The organism is Pseudomonas sp. FSL R10-0399, from assembly GCF_009600165.1.
GTDB classification, from domain to species: Bacteria; Pseudomonadota; Gammaproteobacteria; order Pseudomonadales; family Pseudomonadaceae; genus Aquipseudomonas; species Aquipseudomonas helleri.
Map to the genome: position 1 here is coordinate 1 of NZ_WIWK01000023.1, position 21,494 is coordinate 21,494.

At 56.3% G+C, this 21,494-nt stretch carries 24 protein-coding genes; 10 read left to right on the forward strand and 14 right to left on the reverse strand.

All coding sequences use genetic code 11. From position 1 onward, the window contains the following. Positions 1-313: 313 nt before the first annotated feature. A complete protein-coding gene (gene tyrS, locus GHO41_RS09210) occupies positions 314-1,513 on the reverse strand; it encodes a tyrosine--tRNA ligase (protein ID WP_153329212.1) in 1,200 nt (399 codons plus the stop codon). A 212-nt stretch (positions 1,514-1,725) separates the two neighbouring features. Here tyrS and GHO41_RS09215 point away from each other — a divergent pair, with 212 nt between their 5' ends. Next, positions 1,726-3,126 (forward strand): peptidoglycan DD-metalloendopeptidase family protein, encoded by a 1,401-nt coding sequence (locus tag GHO41_RS09215; protein WP_048372168.1) that lies wholly within the window; start codon positions 1,726-1,728, stop codon positions 3,124-3,126. A gap of 3 nt (positions 3,127-3,129) precedes the next feature. Continuing rightward, entirely contained in the window at positions 3,130-4,221 is a 1,092-nt protein-coding gene (locus GHO41_RS09220) for an anhydro-N-acetylmuramic acid kinase (RefSeq protein ID WP_153433407.1), read from the forward strand. A 61-nt stretch (positions 4,222-4,282) separates the two neighbouring features. On the opposite strand, the gene erpA is transcribed toward GHO41_RS09220, so the two are convergent. Then, positions 4,283-4,633, reverse strand: coding sequence for an iron-sulfur cluster insertion protein ErpA (gene erpA / locus GHO41_RS09225; protein ID WP_048372172.1), 351 nt, complete (start codon positions 4,631-4,633; stop codon positions 4,283-4,285). Between the two features lie 147 nt (positions 4,634-4,780). Beyond that, the gene (gene argC, locus GHO41_RS09230; protein ID WP_048389637.1) at positions 4,781-5,815 is read right to left on the reverse strand and encodes an N-acetyl-gamma-glutamyl-phosphate reductase; all 1,035 of its coding nucleotides are present in this window, start codon (positions 5,813-5,815) and stop codon (positions 4,781-4,783) included. A 133-nt stretch (positions 5,816-5,948) separates the two neighbouring features. Here argC and hemJ point away from each other — a divergent pair, with 133 nt between their 5' ends. The 6 genes from hemJ to coq7 all read left to right on the forward strand — a co-directional run bounded on the left by hemJ (position 5,949) and on the right by coq7 (position 9,975). Beyond that, positions 5,949-6,374: a protoporphyrinogen oxidase HemJ gene (gene hemJ, locus GHO41_RS09235; RefSeq protein WP_048372176.1), complete on the forward strand. Its 426-nt coding sequence runs from the start codon at positions 5,949-5,951 to the stop codon at positions 6,372-6,374. A gap of 30 nt (positions 6,375-6,404) precedes the next feature. Further along, positions 6,405-7,364 (forward strand): nitronate monooxygenase family protein, encoded by a 960-nt coding sequence (locus tag GHO41_RS09240; RefSeq protein ID WP_048372178.1) that lies wholly within the window; start codon positions 6,405-6,407, stop codon positions 7,362-7,364. Positions 7,365-7,416: 52 nt separating this feature from the next. Further along, positions 7,417-7,935 (forward strand): DUF805 domain-containing protein, encoded by a 519-nt coding sequence (locus tag GHO41_RS09245; protein WP_153433408.1) that lies wholly within the window; start codon positions 7,417-7,419, stop codon positions 7,933-7,935. A 76-nt stretch (positions 7,936-8,011) separates the two neighbouring features. Next, positions 8,012-8,800: an SDR family oxidoreductase gene (locus GHO41_RS09250; protein WP_048372181.1), complete on the forward strand. Its 789-nt coding sequence runs from the start codon at positions 8,012-8,014 to the stop codon at positions 8,798-8,800. 66 nt (positions 8,801-8,866) lie between these two features. Continuing rightward, positions 8,867-9,205, forward strand: a complete 339-nt coding sequence (locus GHO41_RS09255; protein WP_153329208.1) for a histidine triad nucleotide-binding protein — start codon at positions 8,867-8,869, stop codon at positions 9,203-9,205. A 122-nt stretch (positions 9,206-9,327) separates the two neighbouring features. After that, complete coding sequence (gene coq7 / locus GHO41_RS09260; RefSeq protein ID WP_048372185.1) at positions 9,328-9,975, forward strand: 2-polyprenyl-3-methyl-6-methoxy-1,4-benzoquinone monooxygenase; 648 nt, start codon at positions 9,328-9,330, stop codon at positions 9,973-9,975. Between the two features lie 68 nt (positions 9,976-10,043). Here coq7 and speD read toward each other — a convergent pair whose 3' ends face one another. Both speD and GHO41_RS09270 read right to left on the reverse strand, forming a co-directional pair. Beyond that, complete coding sequence (gene speD / locus GHO41_RS09265; RefSeq protein ID WP_048372186.1) at positions 10,044-10,835, reverse strand: adenosylmethionine decarboxylase; 792 nt, start codon at positions 10,833-10,835, stop codon at positions 10,044-10,046. A gap of 238 nt (positions 10,836-11,073) precedes the next feature. After that, a complete protein-coding gene (locus GHO41_RS09270) occupies positions 11,074-11,496 on the reverse strand; it encodes an OsmC family protein (RefSeq protein ID WP_048372189.1) in 423 nt (140 codons plus the stop codon). Between the two features lie 221 nt (positions 11,497-11,717). Between GHO41_RS09270 and crp the strand changes: the two genes are divergently transcribed. Then, positions 11,718-12,362 (forward strand): cAMP-activated global transcriptional regulator CRP, encoded by a 645-nt coding sequence (crp, locus tag GHO41_RS09275; RefSeq protein WP_048372190.1) that lies wholly within the window; start codon positions 11,718-11,720, stop codon positions 12,360-12,362. Here crp and GHO41_RS09280 read toward each other — a convergent pair. The 7 genes from GHO41_RS09280 to rpe all read right to left on the reverse strand — a co-directional run bounded on the left by GHO41_RS09280 (position 12,359) and on the right by rpe (position 18,629). Further along, positions 12,359-13,060 carry a lipoate--protein ligase family protein gene (locus GHO41_RS09280; RefSeq protein ID WP_153433409.1) on the reverse strand — a complete coding sequence of 234 codons (702 nt, stop codon included), beginning with the start codon at positions 13,058-13,060 and terminating at the stop codon, positions 12,359-12,361. The two genes, crp and GHO41_RS09280, sit on opposite strands and share 4 nt — an antisense overlap. Positions 13,061-13,085: 25 nt before the next feature. Continuing rightward, the gene (gene trpC / locus GHO41_RS09285; RefSeq protein ID WP_153433410.1) at positions 13,086-13,922 is read right to left on the reverse strand and encodes an indole-3-glycerol phosphate synthase TrpC; all 837 of its coding nucleotides are present in this window, start codon (positions 13,920-13,922) and stop codon (positions 13,086-13,088) included. Beyond that, positions 13,919-14,968 (reverse strand): anthranilate phosphoribosyltransferase, encoded by a 1,050-nt coding sequence (gene trpD / locus GHO41_RS09290; RefSeq protein WP_153329204.1) that lies wholly within the window; start codon positions 14,966-14,968, stop codon positions 13,919-13,921. The genes trpC and trpD overlap by 4 nt, the downstream gene beginning before the upstream one ends. A gap of 9 nt (positions 14,969-14,977) precedes the next feature. Then, a complete protein-coding gene (locus GHO41_RS09295) occupies positions 14,978-15,571 on the reverse strand; it encodes an aminodeoxychorismate/anthranilate synthase component II (protein ID WP_153329202.1) in 594 nt (197 codons plus the stop codon). An 11-nt stretch (positions 15,572-15,582) separates the two neighbouring features. Then, the gene (trpE, locus tag GHO41_RS09300; protein ID WP_048389631.1) at positions 15,583-17,070 is read right to left on the reverse strand and encodes an anthranilate synthase component I; all 1,488 of its coding nucleotides are present in this window, start codon (positions 17,068-17,070) and stop codon (positions 15,583-15,585) included. A 69-nt stretch (positions 17,071-17,139) separates the two neighbouring features. Further along, positions 17,140-17,958 carry a phosphoglycolate phosphatase gene (locus tag GHO41_RS09305; RefSeq protein WP_153433411.1) on the reverse strand — a complete coding sequence of 273 codons (819 nt, stop codon included), beginning with the start codon at positions 17,956-17,958 and terminating at the stop codon, positions 17,140-17,142. Continuing rightward, positions 17,955-18,629: a ribulose-phosphate 3-epimerase gene (gene rpe / locus GHO41_RS09310; protein ID WP_048372202.1), complete on the reverse strand. Its 675-nt coding sequence runs from the start codon at positions 18,627-18,629 to the stop codon at positions 17,955-17,957. Before rpe ends, GHO41_RS09305 begins: the two co-directional genes overlap by 4 nt. Positions 18,630-18,914: 285 nt before the next feature. Between rpe and GHO41_RS09315 the strand changes: the two genes are divergently transcribed. Beyond that, positions 18,915-19,373 carry a transposase gene (locus GHO41_RS09315; RefSeq protein WP_123750934.1) on the forward strand — a complete coding sequence of 153 codons (459 nt, stop codon included), beginning with the start codon at positions 18,915-18,917 and terminating at the stop codon, positions 19,371-19,373. Positions 19,374-19,376: 3 nt separating this feature from the next. Here the strand turns inward: GHO41_RS09315 and GHO41_RS09320 are convergent, their stop codons facing one another. After that, positions 19,377-20,201 (reverse strand): ABC transporter permease, encoded by an 825-nt coding sequence (locus GHO41_RS09320; protein WP_048372203.1) that lies wholly within the window; start codon positions 20,199-20,201, stop codon positions 19,377-19,379. A gap of 10 nt (positions 20,202-20,211) precedes the next feature. Then, positions 20,212-21,459: an ABC transporter permease gene (locus GHO41_RS09325; protein WP_048372205.1), complete on the reverse strand. Its 1,248-nt coding sequence runs from the start codon at positions 21,457-21,459 to the stop codon at positions 20,212-20,214. Between the last annotated feature and the right edge of the window lie 35 nt (positions 21,460-21,494).

Genomic DNA, 21,494 nt, shown 5'->3' on the forward strand with positions numbered 1-21,494 from the left:
GGTTAAGCTTTCGCTCAACCGAGGCGCGCATTCTACAGCAGCCTCTGTTGCTGTCAAGCGGTTATTTTAAGATGTTTCCAAAGTTTCCTTTGTAACATCAACCACTTGCGCTTTCGATCTCTCGTTAGCGGGAGGCGAATTCTACAGCGCTACACGCTGCTGTCAACACCTCATTTCCTGCTTCGATGAATTGAAGCTGGCACCATCAAAATCATCCAACTCATTGATATTCAAAGAGTTTTCCGTTTCGACTACGCCGGAAGTGGGCGCATTATAGGCTAATAAAATGCGCCGTCCAGCACTAATTTCAGTTTTATTCAGCTTTTAGCGTAATTCGCGCAAAAGACTTCTTGCCAGCCTGGCAAACGTGAGTCGAACCCACTGCATATATATAGGAGCGATCAACCACCTCACCATCTATACGCACACCACCCGAGCCCAGCAAATCCCGCGCAACCGCAGAGTTCTTCACCAAGCCTGCTTTATTAAGGACGGCCGCAATCGGCATGTCTTCTGCCGACACGAGTTCAATCTCAGGCAAGTCATCCGGCAACTCGCCATCCTTCATCCGGTTACCCGCACCGCGATGAGCATTAGCTGCCGCCTCTTCACCATGGAAGCGCGCCACAATCTCTTCAGCCAGCTTGATCTTGATGTCACGCGGATTAGCCCCCGACTCAACATCAGCACGCAAAGCATTGATTTCGTCCATCGAACGGAAGCTCAGCAATTCGAAGTAACGCCACATCAACGCATCCGGAATAGAAACCAGCTTGCTATACATCACGCCCGGCGCTTCCTGGATCCCGACGTAGTTACCCAAAGACTTGGACATCTTCTTAACACCGTCCAACCCCTCAAGCAGCGGCATCGTCACGATGCACTGAGCTTCCTGGCCGTAGCCGCGCTGCAACTCACGCCCCATCAGCAAGTTGAACTTCTGGTCAGTACCACCCAGCTCAACATCAGCCTTCAGCGCAACAGAGTCATAACCTTGCACCAACGGATAAAGGAACTCATGAATAGCGATTGGCTGGTTGGTGGTGTAGCGCTTGTCGAAGTCATCGCGCTCGAGCATACGAGCAACGGTGTATTGAGACGTCAGACGAATAAAGTCAGCAGGCCCCATTTGATCCATCCAGGTGGAGTTGAACGCCACCTCGGTCTTGGCCGGATCAAGAATCTTGAAGACTTGGGTTTTATAAGTCTCGGCATTATCGAGTACTTGCTCACGCGTCAGCGGAGGACGCGTGGCACTCTTGCCACTTGGATCGCCAATCATCCCGGTGAAGTCCCCAATAAGGAAAATCACCTGATGCCCCAGATCCTGGAACTGGCGCAGCTTATTAATAAGTACGGTGTGCCCCAAGTGCAGATCCGGCGCCGTCGGGTCGAAACCTGCCTTAATACGCAACGGCTGGCCGCGCTTGAGTTTCTCGACCAATTCAGACTCGACCAGCACCTCTTCGGCACCACGCTTGATTAGCGCTAGCTGCTCTTCAACCGACTTCATATCAGACCCGTAAGGCTCAAATTCAAAAAGGAACCAACCATACAAGATCAGAGACTAATTACAAGTTCTGCCCGGCATATGGCGACCATCCGCCCAGGAAAGGTTCGTCGACTTGCTTCAAGGGTGATTTGGTTATATTTTATACAGTTATTTCATCTTTACCGTGTCAGTCATCTTTTCCAATTCATCCTTTATTCAAAGTCAAATTATCTATGACCAGTCAACCGCCTAAAGCGCCACCGCTTTATCCGAAGACCCACCTGCTTGCCGCAAGTGGTATCGCCGCCCTTTTAAGCTTGGCCCTGTTGGTTTTCCCATCGAGCGAAGTAGAAGCAAAAAGAACAACCCTGAGCCTCGAACTGGAAACCCCTGCCGAGCAACTCAAGCAAGACCAAGGCAGCGAAGAGCTGGTCCAGACGACCAACGACGCTACCCCAGCGCCTTTTGCTCAAATAGAACAGCCAGACAGCCCCCCCGAAGCCACCGCCAAAGTCGAAGAACCCAAAGCCCCAAACCATCGTGAAGTGGTCGTCACCAAAGGCGATACGCTGTCTACTTTATTCGAAAAAGTAGGCCTGCCCGCGTCCTCCGTTCATGAAATTTTGGCCAGCGACAAACAAGCCAAGCAATTCAGCCAGCTCAAACACGGCCAGAAACTTGAGTTTGAAATGGGCCCTGACGGTCAGCTAAACAACCTGCACAGCCAGGTAAGTGATCTTGAAACCATTACCCTCACCAAAAGTGCCAAGGGCTACACGTTTCGCCGCGTGACCGCACAACCGACTCTCAAATCCGCCTACGTACACGGCGTTATCACCAGCTCATTGTCTGCCTCCGGCCAGCGTGCAGGCTTGCCGCACAGCATGACCATGCAAATGGCCAAGGTATTCGGCTACGACATCGACTTCGCTCAGGACATCCACCCTGGCGACCAATTCGAAATCATCTACGAGCAAAAAGTGATTAACGGCAAGAGCGTCGGCACCGGCAACATCCTGTCTGCCCGCTTTACCAACCGCGGCAAAACCTACACCGCAGTGCGCTACACCAACAAGCAAGGCATCAGCAATTACTACACCGCTGACGGCAATAGCATGCGCAAAGCATTCATCCGTACTCCGGTTGATTTTGCCCGTATCAGTTCGCGATTCTCTTCAGGCCGCAAGCACCCCATCCTGAACAAAATCCGCGCCCACAAAGGCGTCGATTATGCAGCTCCGCGCGGCACACCGATCAAGGCAACGGGCGATGGCAAAGTCTTCCTTGCAGGCCGCCAAGGTGGTTACGGCAACACCGTCATCATCCAGCACGGCAACACCTACCGCACCCTGTACGGGCACATGCAAGGCTTCGCCAAAGGCATTAAAACTGGTGGCACAGTGAAGCAAGGCCAAGTGATTGGTTACATCGGTACAACGGGGCTGTCCACCGGACCGCACCTGCATTACGAGTTCCAGGTCAATGGCGTTCACGTAGATCCGCTTGGCCAAAAGCTGCCAATGGCCGACCCGATCGCAAAAGCAGAGCGCACCCGCTTCCTGCAACAAAGCCAACCGTTAATGGCCCGCATGAACCAAGAGAAAGCCACTCTCCTGGCTTCGAGCAAGCGTTAAGCCATGGCCCTCTATATAGGCGTAATGTCCGGCACCAGCCTGGACGGTCTGGACATTGCACTTATAGAGCTGGGAGCGAGCATTAAACTGCTCGCCACCCACTACACGCCCATGCCAGACGCACTGCGCAGTGAACTACTGGGCTTGTGCAGCAGCGGACCAGACGAAATAGCCCGTTGTGCCATCGCTGAAAACCATTGGGTCGAACTGGCCGCTCAGGGCATCAATAGCCTGCTCAAGCAGCAGCAGCTATCGCCCAATGCCATCCGCGCCATTGGCAGCCATGGCCAGACGATCCGGCACGAGCCTGCACAAGGTTTCACCGTCCAGATCGGCAACCCTGCCTTGCTGGCAGAGCTCACCAATATTTGCGTAGTGAGTGACTTTCGCCGTCGCGACGTAGCCGCTGGCGGTCAAGGCGCACCGCTGGTTCCAGCCTTCCATGAAGCCTTGTTTACCGATGATGTAGGCTACCGAGCAGTATTGAACGTAGGAGGCTTCAGCAATTTAAGTCTGATTACTCCTGAAAACCCCGTCGCAGGGTTCGACTGCGGCCCGGGGAATGTTCTGCTGGATGCCTGGATACAAACGCAACGCAATCAACTCTATGACCGAAATGGCCAATGGGCAGCCAGCGGCAATGTCGCCCCTCTTCTGCTTAGCACCTTGCTGAATGACCCTTTCTTTCAAACAAAGGGCCCAAAGAGTACAGGCCGCGAGGTGTTTAACCTCCCATGGCTGCAGAATCACCTGAGCGCGCTTCCGGCCTTTGCCGCAGAAGATGTTCAGGCCACCCTGCTGGAGCTCACCGCGCAGACTATCGTGCAGTCACTGCAGGCAGCCCAAGCGCGTACCAGCGAACTATTAGTCTGCGGGGGTGGAGCGCATAACGGTGCATTGATGGCCCGCCTCGCTCAGTTACTGCAGCAAACACAAGTCAGCAGCACCCAGGCCAAAGGCGTTGATCCTGACTGGGTTGAGGCGATGGCCTTTGCATGGCTTGCGCACTGCTGCCTTGAAAACATCCCCACCAACCGCCCAAGCGTCACCGGGGCACGCGGCCTGCGTGTTCTGGGCGCTATATACCCTGCCTGATCGCAGACAGCAAAACGCCGCGATTCAACGCGGCGTTAAGGGTGTAGCAGGTATCGCGAAATTAAATCGAGAACGATGATCCGCAGCCACAGGTCGTGGTTGCATTCGGGTTCTTGATGACAAAGCGCGAACCTTCCAGGCCTTCCTGATAATCCACCTCAGCACCTGCCAAGTACTGGAAGCTCATCGGATCGACCACCAGGCTTACGCCTTCGCGCTCAACGATGGTGTCATCGTCGGCAACGTCTTCATCGAAAGTAAAACCATACTGAAAACCGGAACAACCGCCGCCCGTTACAAATACGCGCAACTTCAAACGATCATTACCCTCTTCATCGACCAGGCTCTTCACCTTGTGCGCAGCACCTTCGGTGAATTGCAAAGCCGTGGGGGTGAAGGATTCGACGCTCATGCTGACTATCTCCCGGCGCTATGCCGCCATAATGCGTGATGAAGCGCATTATCCGCTTCTCCTAGAAAAGCGGTCAACTATTAAGGGAGCAGCGGCAAGCTTCAAGCTACAGGCTTGCCGCGCACAACGTGAAGCTTACAGCTGCTCTTACGGCAACATCCCGGCGTGAGACAAGCCCAGGCGCTCATCCAGACCGAACAGAATGTTCATGTTCTGCACCGCTTGGCCAGAAGCCCCTTTAACCAGGTTATCGATAACCGACAACACCACGACCAAGTCACCGTCCTGTGGGCGATGCACCGCGATACGGCATACGTTCGCCCCGCGCACACTGCGGGTTTCCGGGTGGCTGCCGGCAGGCATCACGTCAACAAAAGGCTCGTTGGCATAACGCTTTTCGTACAACGCCTGCAAGTCGACCGAACGATCCACCACAGTGGCGTAAAGCGTGGAATGAATACCACGAATCATCGGCGTCAGATGTGGGACGAAGGTCAAACCCACGTCTTTACCCGCAGCACGACGCAGGCCCTGACGAATTTCTGGCAAATGGCGATGCCCTTTTACCGCATAGGCTTTCATGCTTTCGGACGTCTCGGCATACAACGAGCCGACACTCGCACCGCGCCCGGCACCGCTGACACCCGATTTACAGTCAGCAATCAGCACAGAGGTATCCGCCAGCCCGGCTTCCAGCAACGGCAAAAAGCCCAGTTGTGCGGACGTTGGATAGCAACCCGGCACCGCAATCAGGCGGGCCTGTTTGATTTGCTCGCGGTTAACCTCAGGCAAACCATAAACAGCTTCCTTCAGCAACTCTGGCGCGCCGTGCGGCTGACCGTACCACTTGGCCCATTCATCCGCGTCCTGCAAGCGGAAGTCTGCAGACAGGTCGATCACCTTGGTGCCAGCCGCCAGCAATTCGCCAGCCAGTGCATGAGCAACGCCGTGAGGCGTGGCGAAAAACACCACGTCGCAGGCCGCCAATGTCTGAGTGTCCGGCACGCTGAACGCCAGGCCGTCATAGTGACCGCGCAGGTTCGGGTACAGATCGGCAACTGGCAGGCCCGCCTCGGATCGAGAAGTGATGGCAACCACTTCAGCTTGCGGATGCTGTGCCAGCAAACGCAGTAATTCGACACCGGTGTAACCCGTGCCGCCGACAATACCGACCTTGACCATAACCTGCCCTCAACGAACCCACTGGAAAGCCCTCGATAATAGGGACACCGCGCCCCTGCGACAACCGTCAAGGTGACTCTCAGACGCTCTACTACTACTATTTGGTCTACCGTGAACCTGGGAATAACTAAAAATGCTTTATCTATGGATCAAAGCCTTCCACATCATCAGCATCGTCTGTTGGTTTGCAGGCCTGTTTTACCTGCCTCGCCTCTTTGTTTACCACGCACAAAGCGAAGATTCCGTCAGCAAAGAAAGATTTAGCCTCATGGAACGCAAGCTGTATCGCGGCATCATGGGCCCCGCAATGATCGCCACTCTGATCTTCGGCGGCTGGCTGCTCTACCTGACCCCGGGCTTTCTCAGCCAAGGGTGGATGCATGCCAAACTGACCCTGGTGTTCCTGCTAATCGGTTATCACCACATGTGTGGCGCTCAGGTAAAACGCTTTGCCCGTGGCGAGAACACACGCAGCCACGTGTTTTATCGCTGGTTCAACGAAGTCCCTGTTTTATTCCTGCTGGCCATCGTCATCCTGGTGGTGGTCAAACCATTCTGAATTCAACTCTCCCAACCTTGAGGTTATCCAATGTCACTGCCTGCCTTGCTGGATCAACGCTTGCGCCTGCCGGTAGTTGCCGCGCCCATGTTTCTGATTTCTAACCCGCAACTCGTCCTGGCGTGTTGCCGCAATGGTGTCGTGGGCAGCTTTCCGGCGCTCAATCAACGTGACAGCAGTGGTTTCAAAGCCTGGCTTGAAGAGATCGAAGCCGGGCTGGCGACATTGGAAAACCCGGCGCCCTACGCCGTTAATCTGATTGTGCACAACAGCAACCCACGGCTGCAGGCGGATCTGGCGATTTGCATCGAGCATAAAGTGCCCATCGTCATCACCAGCCTGGGCGCGGTTAAAGAGGTCGTTGATGCTGTCCACAGCTATGGCGGGCTGGTTTTCCACGATGTGACCACCCGCCGCCATGCCGAAAAAGCCGCAGAAGCGGGCGTAGATGGCCTGATTGCTGTGGCCGCAGGCGCCGGTGGCCATGCTGGCACCTGGAGCCCGCTCGCGCTGGTGGCAGAAATTCGTCAGTTCTTCGACAAAACCCTTTTGCTGGCCGGTTGCATCAACCACGGCCACGAAATTTTGGCCGCTCAAGTGTTGGGCGCGGACCTCGCTTACTTGGGTACACGCTTTATCAGCACTCAGGAAAGCCATGCCCCTGACGCATACAAAGAGATGCTAGTGGCCTCCCATGCCGCCGACATCATCCACACTGCGGCGGTATCGGGCGTACCCGCCAGTTTCATGCGTCAAAGCCTTGAGAATGCAGGTTTTGATCTGGCAGCCCTTAAAACCCAGGGCGAAGTAAAACTCAAGCCGCTCACCGACGAAGCCAAAGCCTGGAAAACCGTATGGTCCGCGGGTCAGGGTGTAGGAGAAATCACCGATCTCCCGACAACCGAGCAATTAATTACCCGCATGGACGAGGAGTACCGCACAGCGTTAAGCCTTACCTCACAACTGGCCCAGCATTGGCCGCGACACTGACACCTCGAAGCCCGGCGGGCTTTTTTAAAGACACACCGACAAGGAAGCCACCATGCCAGAACCGAGCCTGGGCAATACACCCTCAGAAACACCTTTCGCCACGCTGGACCCTCTGGGGTTCGACGGTCGCATCGGCCGTTTGCGATTTTTGGTCTGGAGCACCGTGATCACCCTCATTGCTATCGTGACCGGGGTATTGGTACTGCTGGCCGTCAATGTTTCACCCACATTGGGTATTACCTGCGGCGCAACACTGGCCATTGCTTATGCGTTCATTAGCCTGAGAATTGGCGCCCAGCGCCTGCATGACCTCAATTGGTCCGCCTGGATGTTGCTGCTTCATCTGGTACCGATGGCCAACCTGATACTCGCGGTCATGATGCTCCTGATGCCCGGCACAGAAGGCCCGAACAAATACGGCCCGCCGCCACCGCCCAACAGCCGCTCAGTCACCATCGGCGCGTGGATCATCATTTTCTTCATCGGTTTGAGCCTGTTCGTGATGGCGGCGCTCTTCGCTTTAGGCTTAATGGCAACGTTGATCAACGCAGCCACCAGCAACACCCTGTAAACTGCGCAGCTAAATGAACGCGTTAACGCCAGGGACATCATTGTCACCGGACTGTACCGTTGCGATGGAGAGAAACATGACCCGTTACGCTTTGATCACTGGTGCTTCCAGCGGCATTGGCCTGGCCCTGGCAGAAGCGCTTGCCCGTCGCGGGCGCAGCCTCATCCTTGTAGCGCGTCAGCGCGATGCACTGGAAAGCATTGCGCTTGAGTTGACCCAGCGTTTCGGTGTCGAGGTGTTATTCCGCGCCTGTGACTTGGGCGAACCCCTGCGCCTGTCCGGCTTTTTGCTGGAGCTGGAGGAAGGTGACCGGCAAATCGACCTGCTGATCAACTGCGCCGGCATTGGCACTTGCGGTCCGTTCCTCGCCCATGACTGGAGCGCCGAGCAAGACCTGATCGAGCTCAACATCCTGGCCCTGACCCGCATGTGCCATGCCATTGGCAACATGATGGCCGTGCAGGGTGGCGGGCAAATCCTCAACGTCTCATCGATCGCCGCCTACCAGCCCGGCCCGTGGCTCAGCACCTACTTCGCGAGCAAAGCGTATGTCCTGCATTTCTCGGAAGGCTTGCGCGAAGAAGTGAAAAAAACCGGCATCAAAGTCTCAGTGCTGTGCCCCGGAGTCACCCGCACCGGCTTTTTCGACGCGGCGAACATGAACCCGGAAGCCGTCAAACGTAATAAAAGTGCCCTGAGCCCTGAAGAAGTTGCCCTTTACACCGTGCGCGCACTCGACAAGAACAAGGCGATTATCATGCCCGGCTGGCGCAACCGCTGGCTCACTCGCATGCCACGCCTGCTTTCTCGCTGGCTGACCCGCAAAATCGCAGCCTCAGTGAACAAATCTTACTGCCCGCGTTAACGAGACTGGGCGTAATCGGTGTCCGTGAGTACACTCAGACCGGACTTCACTCACGGAGACAACGCTTTGGATACTCTGTTTACCAAAATCATCAACCGTGAAATACCGGCCAAGATCATCTACGAGGATGATCAAGTGCTGGCTTTTCACGATATTGCCCCCCAAGCGCCGATTCACTTTTTGGTCATTCCAAAAAAACACATCGCCACCCTCAATGACCTGACCGAAGAAGACAAACCACTGGCCGGGCATATCCTGTTTACCGCGCAGCGCCTGGCCAAAGAGCTGGGCTGCGAAGACGGTTTTCGCGTGGTGATGAACTGCAATGAAAATGGGGGCCAGACGGTTTACCACATTCATATGCACGTTCTGGGTCAGCGCCAGATGAACTGGCCGCCGGGCTGATCGCCCTGCCCGACCGTATACACAGTGGGGGCCACCGCTCCCACGCCGCCGCATGATCCAACGCAAACCCTGCCTGCGCGTTTGAGGTAAACTGGCCACCGTGATTTTTTCCGGAGGTAAGCATGACTACCCAACGTCACTACTCGCCGATTGACCGTCTCCTGTTGCAAGCCGATACCGCCATGCGCACCCTGCTGCCCTTCAGTGGTCAGCCGCATCGCCCTTCCCCGGCCATTGTCAAAACCGAAAAGCCGCTCGATGAAAAAACCGCCCGCCACGTGGCCGGGCTGATGCGCATCAACCACACCGGCGAGGTATGCGCCCAAGCGCTGTACCAAGGGCAGGCCTTGACCGCCAAATTGCCGCACGTGCGCGAAGCGATGGAACATGCCGCTGAAGAAGAAATCGACCACTTGGCCTGGTGCGAACACCGTATCCACCAACTGGGCAGCCATACCAGCGTGCTTAACCCGCTGTTCTACGGCATGTCATTTGGCATTGGTGCCGTCGCCGGCCTGATCAGTGACAAAGTCAGCCTCGGCTTTGTTGCCGCGACTGAAGACCAAGTGTGCAAACACCTCAACGAGCACCTTGAGCAACTGCCTGCCGAAGATGAAAAATCCCGCGCCATTCTCGAGCAGATGCGCCTCGACGAAGAGCAACACGCCGAGTCAGCATTGAATGCGGGCGGCTACCGCTTTCCGGCGCCGGTAAAATTTGGCATGAGCCTGCTGGCGAAAGTCATGACCAAAAGCACCTATCGCATCTGATCCCGGCATCCGGACCATAAAAAAGGCGGTTACCTCTCGGTAGCCGCCTTTTTTTGTTGCGCGAAACCTTACCCCATATTGCGGGCGTAGAAGATTTCGAGCATTTCATGCTTCACGCGCTCAGTGACCTGCGCACGTTGTTCAACCGACAGATTGCTGGTCGCGTCGCCGAACAGGTAATTATCCAGTTCGAAGTTCTTGAGCAGCATCTTGGTGTGGAACAGGTTTTCCTGGTACACGTTCACGTCGGTCATCTGGTAACCGTCGCGGGTGTCTTCGGAGAGGTAGTTCTGGATCGAGTTGATCTCGTGATCGATAAAGTGCTTTTTGCCTTCTACGTCACGGGTAAAACCACGCACACGATAGTCGACCGTCACGATATCCGAATCAAACTGATGGATCAGATAGTTGAGAGCTTTAAGCGGTGAAATAACGCCGCACGTCGACACGTCAATATCCACACGGAAAGTCGCAATACCGTCCACAGGATGAATCTCTGGATAGGTGTGCACCGTGATATGACTTTTGTCGAGATGACCCAAAATGGTCTCAGGCAGCGGGCCAGGGGATTCTTCAATCTGGCTTTCGGTAGGCGTTACCGGCTGCTCAGAAATCAGAATAGTGACGCTGGCGCCTTGTGGATCGTAATCCTGACGAGCGATGTTCAGGATGTTGGCCCCAATGATATCGACCACATCTGTGAGGATCTGCGTCAGGCGTTCTGCGTCGTACTCTTGATTGATGTACTCAACGTATGCCTGCTGGTCTTGCGGGGTTTCCGCGTAGCAGATGTCATAGATGTTGAAGCTCAAGGTCTTTGTCAGGTTATTGAACCCGTGGAGCTTGAGTTTGCTTTTCACCGTTATAAAACTCTCTATGTCGATGCGGCTCGGCCGCGTGATCCAGCATGCCCGTCAAGTGCGTGGACGCACCTGCGTAGGACGGTTAACACCTCTTCGCGATGGCGATTTTGGTTATTTGTTCGGACGTGAGCCGGGGTTATTCCCTGCCACTGCCCTTAAAAAAGTGGCGCATTATGCAGACGTCAGCTTCTGATCGCCAGAGTCTGCAATGCTTTTATGTAAATTGGATGTCGGCTCAGCCTAGCTCAACAATTTCATAGTCGTGGCTGATAGCTACACCGGCTGCGCCCAGCATGATCGACGCCGAGCAATATTTCTCGGCAGACAGCTCAATCGCACGCTTGACCTGAGCTTCTTTCAAGCCGCGGCCCTTGACGACAAAGTGCAGGTGAATTTTGGTGAACACTTTTGGGTCTTCAGTGGCACGTTCTGCTTCCAGAAAAGCCTCGCAGCTTTCAACCGGCTGACGCGACTTTTTAAGGATACTGACGACATCAAAGTTACTGCAGCCACCGAGCCCAAGCAGGAGCATTTCCATAGGCCGTACGCCCAGGTTACGACCGCCACTCTCAGGAGGGCCGTCCATGACAACCACATGGCCGCTCCCTGATTCGCCCAGAAACATGGCTTCACCAGCCCATTGAATGCGTGCCTTCATCACCCAGACTCCACTGTTCTAAAAGGGGCGCCAGCTTAGCACAGGGCCTGAAAGCGGTGACTCACCGCACCAAAGGCTTTATCCGTCAGCCCATAATAAAAAATCTACAAACCATACAGAATCTGTCTGTTAAGCTGGCGCCAAATCACTGGCGCCAGCCAGCCAGCGCTCTCTATATAAATAGATCTGCCCCTTACTGTGTACGCTTTCGGGATACAACCATGGTTGCTATTACCCCTCTATCCAAGATCAAGAATCTCGACAAATTTTTGACTCATTGCCAACGCAGACGCTATCCAACCAAGAGCAATATCATCTGCGCAGGCGAACACTCACACACGCTGTTTTTCATTCTCAAAGGCTCTGTCACCATCCTGATTGAGGACGACGAAGGGCGCGAGATGATCATTGCCTACCTCAACTCAGGCGACTTCATTGGCGAGCTGGGTTTGTTTGAACAGGCAGGGCAAGAACAACCCCGCAGCGCTTGGGTTCGAGCCAAGACTGAATGCGAAGTCGCAGAAATCAGCTACGTAAAGTTCCGAGAGTACGCACAACAAGAACCCGAGATTCTTTACTCCCTGAGCGGCCAGATTGCTCAGCGTTTACGTAATACCACCCGCAAGGTGGGCGACTTGGCGTTCTTTGATGTCACAGGCAGAGTCGCGCGTTGCCTGCTGGACCTGTGCAAACAACCCGACGCCATGACCCACCCGGACGGGATGCAGATCAAAATCACGCGTCAGGAAATCGGCAGAATTGTCGGCTGTTCACGAGAGATGGTCGGCCGTGTGCTCAAAGGTCTTGAAGAGCAAAACCTGGTCAGCGTCAAAGGCAAAACCATGGTGGTGTACGGCACCCGCTAAGGGCGCAGCAGGGGCGCCAGAATCTGTTGATAACTGGCACCCAGGCGCTCGAAGAAATCGGGCGCGGCAAACACTTCATGCAAGGCAATATGGCTGTCAGCGAGGCAGTGTTGATCCAGCGCACAGCGCTGATTGAAACGATTGACGGCAGCCACCATCGACTCACGCTCATCCTCAACCAGCAGTGCACCGTGCACCAGACCTACAGGTCGTTGGCCGCCCTGGCTTTGGCGCCAACGCTGAGCCGTGCCAACCAGTTTGCGGGCATTGAGATTGACGTTAAAACGGCCATCACAAAAGGCGCCTTCGACTTCGCCTAAAGACGCCGTGCCGCCCAAAGCCGTCAACAGATCACAGATCGGGTCACACAAGCGGCGATAGGCCGTTTCGATACGACCGTGATCGCCTTCGCTGCGGGGCGGTGCATACACCAGCGCGATATTGACGGTAGAAGGCGATTGAGGAACAGGCTCTCCGCCCGTATCACGCAACAAAATCGGCCAACCACTGGTGGCCAATTCAACACTGGCTTGATCAAATCCGGCCAACCGGCTCAAGCGCCGAGGCATCACCAGCGCACGGTCAGTAGGCTGCCATAACAGCAAACCCGCCTCCTCATTCCCAGCACACACCGAGGCCAGCAAATCCTGCTCGGCTTTAAGACCTGCTTCAACGGTGAGTTGCTGGATAAGCGCCATAGAGACCTGCCTGACACAAAACGGGTTAATCCAGCGTCGAGCCTGTCACGTGCACGCTGCGCTCCGGGAAGAACAAACGCTGCAGCTCAACACCTGGCTGCTCAGCGCGCATAAACACCTCACCGACGAGGAACGAATACACCTCGCTGATTTCCATCAGCTCAACGTCGGCCCGGTTGAGAATCCCGCTTTCAGTGATCACCAAGCGATCACGCGGCACCCGAGGCAACAAGTCCAGCGTGGTTTCCAGGCTGACCTCAAAGGTGTGCAAATTGCGGTTGTTGATACCCACCAGCGGGGTATCCAAGGTCTTCAAGGCACGTTCCAGCTCATCGGCATCGTGCACTTCAACCAGCACATCCAGGTTGACGCTTTTGGCAACGGCAGCCAGCTCGGCCATCTTCACGTCATCCAGCGCAGAGACGATCAGCAAAACGCAATCCGCCCCCAATGCGCGCGCTTCAACGATCTGATAAGGATCGATCATGAAGTCCTTGCGGATCACCGGCAACTTGCACGCCGCACGGGCTTGTTGCAGGTAAGCATCGGAGCCCTGAAAGTAGTCAACGTCGGTCAATACCGATAAACACGTTGCGCCGCCCAGCTCATAACTTTTGGCAATGTCGGCCGGAACAAAATCTTCGCGGATCACGCCCTTGCTCGGCGATGCCTTTTTAATTTCGGCAATCACAGCCGGTTGCTTCAGCTTGGCCTGAGCCAACAAGGCTTTGGCAAAACCGCGTACAGGATCTGCCTGAGCCGCCAGACCTTCAAGCTCCGCCAGGCTCACGCGTGCGCTGCGCTCGGCGACTTCTTGAACTTTACGCGCCAGAATTTTTTCCAGAACGGTAGGCACACTCATGCTTCATTCTCCTGCTTGAAGATCGCGGTAAAGGCGCCCAGCTCTTCGAGTTTTTCTCGCGCCAGACCTGTGTGCAACGCATCGTGGGCCAAGGCCACACCCTCTTTGAGCGTGTAGGCAAGGTCAGCGGCATACAACGCAGCGCCTGCATTGAGTACGATCATTTCAGCGGCCTTCTGGCCAGCCTCAGTTTTGCGACGGCCCAAGGCATCGCGGATCAGCTCCAATGATTGCGCCGGGCTATCCACCACTAGGCCAAACAAACTCTGGCTCTTTATACCCAAGTCTTCTGGCTGAACCCAGTACTCAGTGATTTCACCTTTTTTCAGCTCAGCCACAAACGTCGGTGCGGCCAGGCTGAACTCATCCAGACCGTCTTGCGAATGCACCACCAGCACGTGTTTGCTGCCCAGACGCTGCAACACTTCAGCCAGCGGACGGCACAGCGCTTGGTTGAACACCCCGACCACTTGATGCAACACACCAGCCGGATTCGTAAGCGGGCCAAGCATGTTGAACAGGGTGCGCAGCCCCAGGTCGCGACGCGGGACCGCCGCGTGCTTCATGGCGCCGTGATGGGACTGGGCAAACATAAAGCCAATGCCGACGCTGTCGATGCAACGCGCCACCTGAACAGGTGTCAGGTTCAGGTACACACCGGCAGCCTCGAGCAGGTCGGCACTGCCGCTCTTGCCCGACACCGCACGGTTACCGTGTTTGGCCACCGTGCATCCGGCAGCAGAAATCACCAGGGCAGACGCCGTGGAGACGTTGAAAATGTTCGCGCCATCGCCCCCGGTGCCAACGATATCCACCACGCCGTCCAGGGTATTGAGCTCGACCTTGTCCGCCAACTCACGCATGGCCGTGACGGCACCGACGATTTCGTCGATGCTTTCGCTCTTCATGCGCATGCCCATCATGAACGCGCCAATCTGTGCTTCGGTACATTGGCCGGTCATGATGTCGCGCATCACATCGCGCATCTCGGCTTCGCTCAAATCAAGGTGACCGACGATACGGCTCAGGGCTGTTTTGATATCCATAAGAAGTCCTTAGCGCGTGCCGTCAGTTTGTTTGAGGAAGTTAGCGAACAATTCGTGGCCCTGCTCAGTCAGAATCGACTCCGGGTGAAATTGCACCCCTTCGATGTTCAGCGTTTTGTGGCGCAGGCCCATGATCTCGTCAACCGAACCATCGGCGTGTTGCGTCCAGGCCGTGAGCTCCAGGCACTCCGGCAGGGTTTCGCGCTTGACCACCAGCGAGTGGTAACGCGTCACGGTCAGCGGGTTGTTCAGGCCCTGGAATACACCCGTGTCCAGGTGATAGACCGGGCTGGTTTTACCGTGCATCACTTGCCGGGCGCGAACTACGTCACCGCCAAAAGCCTGGCCGATGGACTGATGGCCCAGGCACACACCCAGAATCGGCAGCTTGCCGGCAAAGTACTTGATCGCTTCAAGGGAAATGCCCGCCTCATTAGGCGTGCACGGGCCGGGCGAGACCACAATGCGCTCAGGCTTGAGCGCCTCGATCTGGGCCACGGTCAATTCGTCGTTGCGCACCACTTTGACCTCGGCACCCAACTCGCCGAGGTATTGCACGACGTTGTAAGTAAAAGAGTCGTAATTGTCGATCATCAGCAACATGGCAAAGCGCCTCAGGCGTCGGATGCGGGGGTTTGTTCAGCGAGCGCTACGGCACGAAACATCGCGCGACGTTTATTCAGCGTCTCTTCCCACTCCAGGGCCGGTACCGAGTCAGCGACAATGCCGCCACCGGCTTGTACGTGCAATTCGCCATCTTTGATCACGGCGGTCCGAATCGCGATGGCCGTGTCCATGTTGCCGTTCCAGGCGAAATAACCGACTGCGCCGCCATACACGCCACGCTTGACTGGTTCCAGTTCGTCGATGATCTCCATCGCGCGAATTTTCGGCGCACCCGACAACGTGCCCGCAGGCAAAATGGCGCGCAACGCGTCCATTGCGGTCAGGCCGCTTTTGAGCTGGCCAGTGACGTTAGACACAATGTGCATCACGTTGGAGTAACGCTCGATCACCATCTTCTCGGTGAGCTTCACCGAACCGGTTTCCGAGACGCGCCCCGTGTCGTTACGCCCAAGGTCAATCAGCATCAAATGCTCGGCAATTTCCTTGTCATCCCCCAGCAGGTCTTTTTCCAGCGCCAGGTCCGCTTCTTCCGTGGCGCCGCGTGGGCGAGTCCCGGCAATCGGGCGCACGGTAATCAGATTGTCTTCCACCCGCACCAGCACTTCCGGCGAACTGCCCACCACGTGGAAGTCACCAAAGTTGAAGAAGTACATATACGGCGTCGGGTTGAAGCAACGCAGCGCGCGGTACAGATCAATCGGCGCGGCCTTGAAGTCGATCGACATGCGCTGCGACGGCACAACCTGCATGCAGTCGCCCGCCAGGATGTAGTCCTTGATCGTATCGACGGCTTTTTCGTAATCGGCCTGGGTAAAGCTGGAACGGAACACCGGATCAGCGGCTTGCTGCTGGGTGAAATCCAGGCCACGGCGCGGGGCAATCGGTTGGCGCAACTGCTCAAGCAACGCCTCAAGACGCGCCTGGCCCTGGTCATAGGCATCAGCCTCAGACGGATCCACCAGCACAATTGCGTGCATCTTGCCGGCCAGGTTATCGAACACCACGACAGCGTCCGACACCATCAGCAAAATGTCCGGCACACCCAGCGGGTCCGGGTTCGGGCATTTACCCAAACGCTTCTCGACATAACGCACGCAGTCGTAACCGAAATAACCCACCAGACCGCCGTTAAAACGCGGCAGACCGGCAATGGTCGGTACGTTGTAACGCGCCTTGAACGCCTCAACGAAAGCCAACGGGTCTTCAACCTCGTGAGCTTCGATTTCTACACCGTCGTGGGTGATGCGGATCTGTTGCTCATGGGCACGCAACACCGTGCGGCATGGCAAACCAATGATCGAATAACGCCCCCACTTCTCGCCGCCCTGCACCGACTCCAGCAGATAGGAGTTGGGCTGGTCGGCCAGTTTCAGGTAGATCGACAGCGGCGTGTCGAAGTCGGCAAGGGTTTCACGTGCAAGCGGGATACGGTTGTAGCCAGCAGCGGCCAAGCGCAGGAATTCTTCGCGGATCATGAGGTGCCTCGTGGTCTGAGGTAAAACAGTCAGGTATGCAAACGTGCCGGATCTGCGGCCAGATAAAAGTCAGGCGCGCCAACGCCAACGGGCCAGGGCCTTGATAACTTTCATCCAGAGTTTGCGAGTGACCACCACGATGGAATCTCTTTGAGAGGGGTGAACAGGAGCGCCCAACGTTATCTCAGGCGCCGAATCTAAGCAACCGGCTATCAGCTCTTGCAGGTTATCAATAACTGCATCCGGTGACTCTTCGGCAATCGGTCGGCCATGGTTATAGCCGTAACTCAGCGCAACACAGCGTACACCTGCGGCCTTGGCCGCCAGCACGTCATTGCGCGAATCGCCGACAAACAGCGACTCTTGCGGGGTTACACCGGACATTTTCATGACAAAAAACAGCGCTGCAGGGTCCGGCTTTTTCTGCGGCATGGTATCGCCGCCGACAATCCAGCGAAAAAACCGGCCCAACTTCATCTCATCCAGCAGGGGCGCCACAAACCGCTCGGGTTTGTTGGTAATCAGGGCCATTTCAACGCCCTGCTTTTGCAGCCACTTGAGGCTTTCGCGCACACCCGGGTAAACCTTGGTATGTTCATGGCCGCCCGCGTAGGCTTCCATAAAAATCTCCAGCGCCTGCTCGGCTTCGGCGTCATCGACGCCCTTGGCGTCCATGTTGCCCGCCAGCGCACGACGCACCAGCAACGGCGCACCGTTTCCGACCCACATCCGCACGTTCTCGATGCCCGCCGGTGGGCGCCCCAGTTTGAGCAGCATGCTCTCAACGGCGACGGCCAGATCTGGAACCGAGTCGATCAAGGTTCCATCCAGATCGAACATCACCAGTTTAGGCAGCGGCCCCTGAAGCGACTGCTCAAAACGGCTCATGGGCGCGCCAACGCTAGCTCGGCGCGCATTTTCTGGATGACTTCTTCGTAGTTCGGCGTGTTGAAAATGGCCGAACCGGCGACAAAGGTGTCTGCACCGGCTTCAGCGATTTCACGGATATTGCCGACGTTCACGCCACCATCGATTTCCAGGCGGATATCACGGCCCGAAGCGTCGATCAGTGCACGGGCTTCCCGCAGCTTGTTCAACGTACCGGGAATGAACTTCTGCCCGCCGAAGCCCGGGTTCACGCTCATCAGCAAGACCATGTCGACCTTGTCCATCACGTACTTGAGCACATCCAGCGGCGTGGCCGGGTTAAACACCAGGCCCGCCTTGCAACCGCCTTCGCGGATCAACTGCAAAGAGCGGTCAATGTGCTGAGTGGCTTCGGGGTGGAAGGTGATGTAAGTCGCCCCGGCTTCGATAAAGTCGCCAATGATCCGGTCGACCGGGCTGACCATCAAATGGGCATCGATGGGCGCGGTGATGCCGTACTTGCGCAGCGCGGCGCAGACCATCGGGCCGATGGTCAGGTTGGGGACGTAATGATTGTCCATGACATCGAAGTGCACGATATCAGCGCCCGCGGCGAGCACATTGTCGACTTCCTCGCCCAGGCGGGCGAAATCGGCAGAGAGAATCGATGGGGCAATAGCGAAGGGCTGCATAACGCACCTTTTAATAAGCAAATCACGGTGGCGGGCATTGTATACGCCCTGCCAAGAAGCGCCACCGCACCGTGATGATTGGCGCCCAAAGCCAACTTCACGACCGCTTCGCGCCCGATCGCAGCCTGCGGCAGCGACTACAGGGCGCATACCTATGTAGTCGCTGCCGCAGGCTGCGATAAGGGCCAAAGGACCTTCCAGCAATATCTTGCGAATAAAGAAGGCGGCTCCGTCTACGCCCAACGGCTAGTTTTAAAAAACACGGACCTAGACGAGGGCAAAGGAATGCCGCGTTGCTATACCAGCAATCGCCTATTAAAAGGCCGCTACTGCGAACCAGGACGACTGTATCTACTCACCACGGTGACTGATCAACGGCGTCCAGTGTTTGAAGACTTTCAGTTAGGCAGGCTTTTAGTCGATCAATTTAAACAAGCCCATGACGAAGGCATCGTGACATCAAAGGCATGGGTCGTGATGCCGGACCATTTTCATTGGTTAGTCGAACTGAACAACAAAACACTGGGCGAATTAATGTGCCGTATCAAGTCACGCAGCAGCGTGACCGTTAACAACGCCAGCCAGTCCAGCGGTCGACTATGGCAAAAGGGTTATCACGACAGGGCATTGCGCCGTGAAGATGACCTCAAAGAAACCGCCCGCTACATCGTACAAAACCCGATCCGTGCGGGCCTGGCCGCACGAATCGGGGACTATCCCTTATGGGATGCGTGCTGGATGTAACCCTTATGCCTGGGCTGTGCGCATTTTTTCGCTGCGCCCGCGCAGCCATTCCAGGGTCAGCAGCAACACCACCGAGAAGGCAATCAACAACGTCGCCGCGGCGGCAATGGTCGGGCTGAGGTTTTCGCGGATGCCGCTGAACATCTGCCGTGGCAAGGTCGCTTGTTCGGGCCCGGCCAGAAACAGGGTCACGACCACTTCATCAAACGAGGTCGCAAAGGCAAACAACGCCCCCGAAATCACCCCCGGCGCAATCAGTGGCAAGGTCACCCGACGGAACGCCGTCAGCGGCGAAGCCCCCAGGCTGGCCGCAGCACGCACCAGGTTCTGGTTGAAGCCCTGCAAGGTCGCCGACACGGTGATGATCACAAACGGCACGCCCAACACCGCGTGCACCACGATCAACGAAAAGTAGCTGTTACCCAGGCCCAGTGGCGCAAAGAACAAGTAGCTGGCCACACCGATAATCACCACCGGCACCACCATCGGCGAGATGACCAAGGCCATCACCAGCGCCTTGCCCGGGAAGTGCCCCCGGGTCAGGCCAATGGCCGCCAACGTACCAAACACCATGGCCAGCACGGTCGCGGCAGGCGCCACGATCACGCTGTTTTTCAAGGCCCGCATCCACTCCGCCGAGCCAAAGAAATCCTGGTACCAGTGCAGCGAAAAGCCCTGCAACGGATACACCAGAAAGCTGCCCGAGTTGAACGACAACGGGATGATCACCAGCACCGGCAAAATCAGAAACAACAGGATCAACCCGCACAGAATGCGCAAGCTGTAAAACCACACCCGCTCAATGGGCGACATATAAGGACTCAGCATGGCGGTCTCCTTAGCTCAAGCGCAGGCGGCTTGCGCCTACCAGCCAGTTGTAAATCAGATAAAGCACCACGGTCGCCAACAGCAGCAGGCCGCCCAATGCCGTCGCCATACCCCAGTTGATGCTGGTGTTGGTGTAGAACGCCACGAAGTAGCTGACCATTTGATCGTTCGGGCTGCCCAGCAAGGCCGGGGTGATGTAGTAGCCAATCGCAATGATGAACACCAGCAAGCAACCCGCGCCCACACCGGCATAGGTCTGTGGGAAATACACTCGCCAGAAACTGGCAAACGGATGGCAACCGAGTGAGATCGCAGCGCGCATATAGGTCGGAGAAATGCCTTTCATCACGCTGTAGATCGGCAGAATCATGAACGGCAACAAGATGTGCACCATCGCGATGTAGACACCGGTGCGGTTGAACACCAGCTCCAGCGGCTTATCAATAATGCCCAGGCTCATCAGCCCGCTATTGATCAGGCCACCCGATTGCAACAAGACAATCCAGGCCGCGACCCGAACCAGCACCGAGGTCCAGAACGGCAACAGCACCAGAATCATCAACAGGTTGCTTTTGCGTGCCGGCAAGTTGGCCAACAGGTACGCCAGCGGATACGCCAGCACCAGGCAGATGCACGTGATGACAAAACCCATCCAGAACGTACGCGCAAAAATGTCCAGATAGATCGACTGATCCGGAGTGGCCGGGGCTATTTCGCCCAAGTCGTCGATACGGTGATCAACGGAGGCCAACAGGTAAAACGGGGTAACGCTTGAGGTGTTGCGCTTGATTGCCTGCCAATAAGCCGGGTCGCCCCAGCGCTCGTCCAGGCCTTCCATCGCGTCTTTGTAAGACGCTGGCTGCGCCTTGAACGGCAAGCCCTTGGCGGTTTTCATCAGCAGGCTGCGGTAGCCGGCCAATTCCATATTCAGACGCTTGGACAAATCACCCAGCACTTGATTCTTGCGGGCTTCGGCCAAGTCTTCACTCAACGCCTGGTACACCGGCTCAGCGGGCAACCCCTTACCGTCCCAGCTGTGCACGGCCACCACCGTACGCGGCAAGCCCTCTACCACTTCCGGGTTACCGACACTTTTGTAGAGCAGGGCCGCGATGGGCACCAGGAACACCAGCAACAAGAAAATAACCAACGGTGCGATCAGGGCCTGCGCTTTCCAGCGATTAACCCGTTCGGCACGCTTTAGGCGTTTTTTCAACGACGTGTTGGAGACCTCGTTCAGGGGAACGGCGATGGCCATGGCGAACTCCGGAAATCTTTAAACGATGGCGGCGT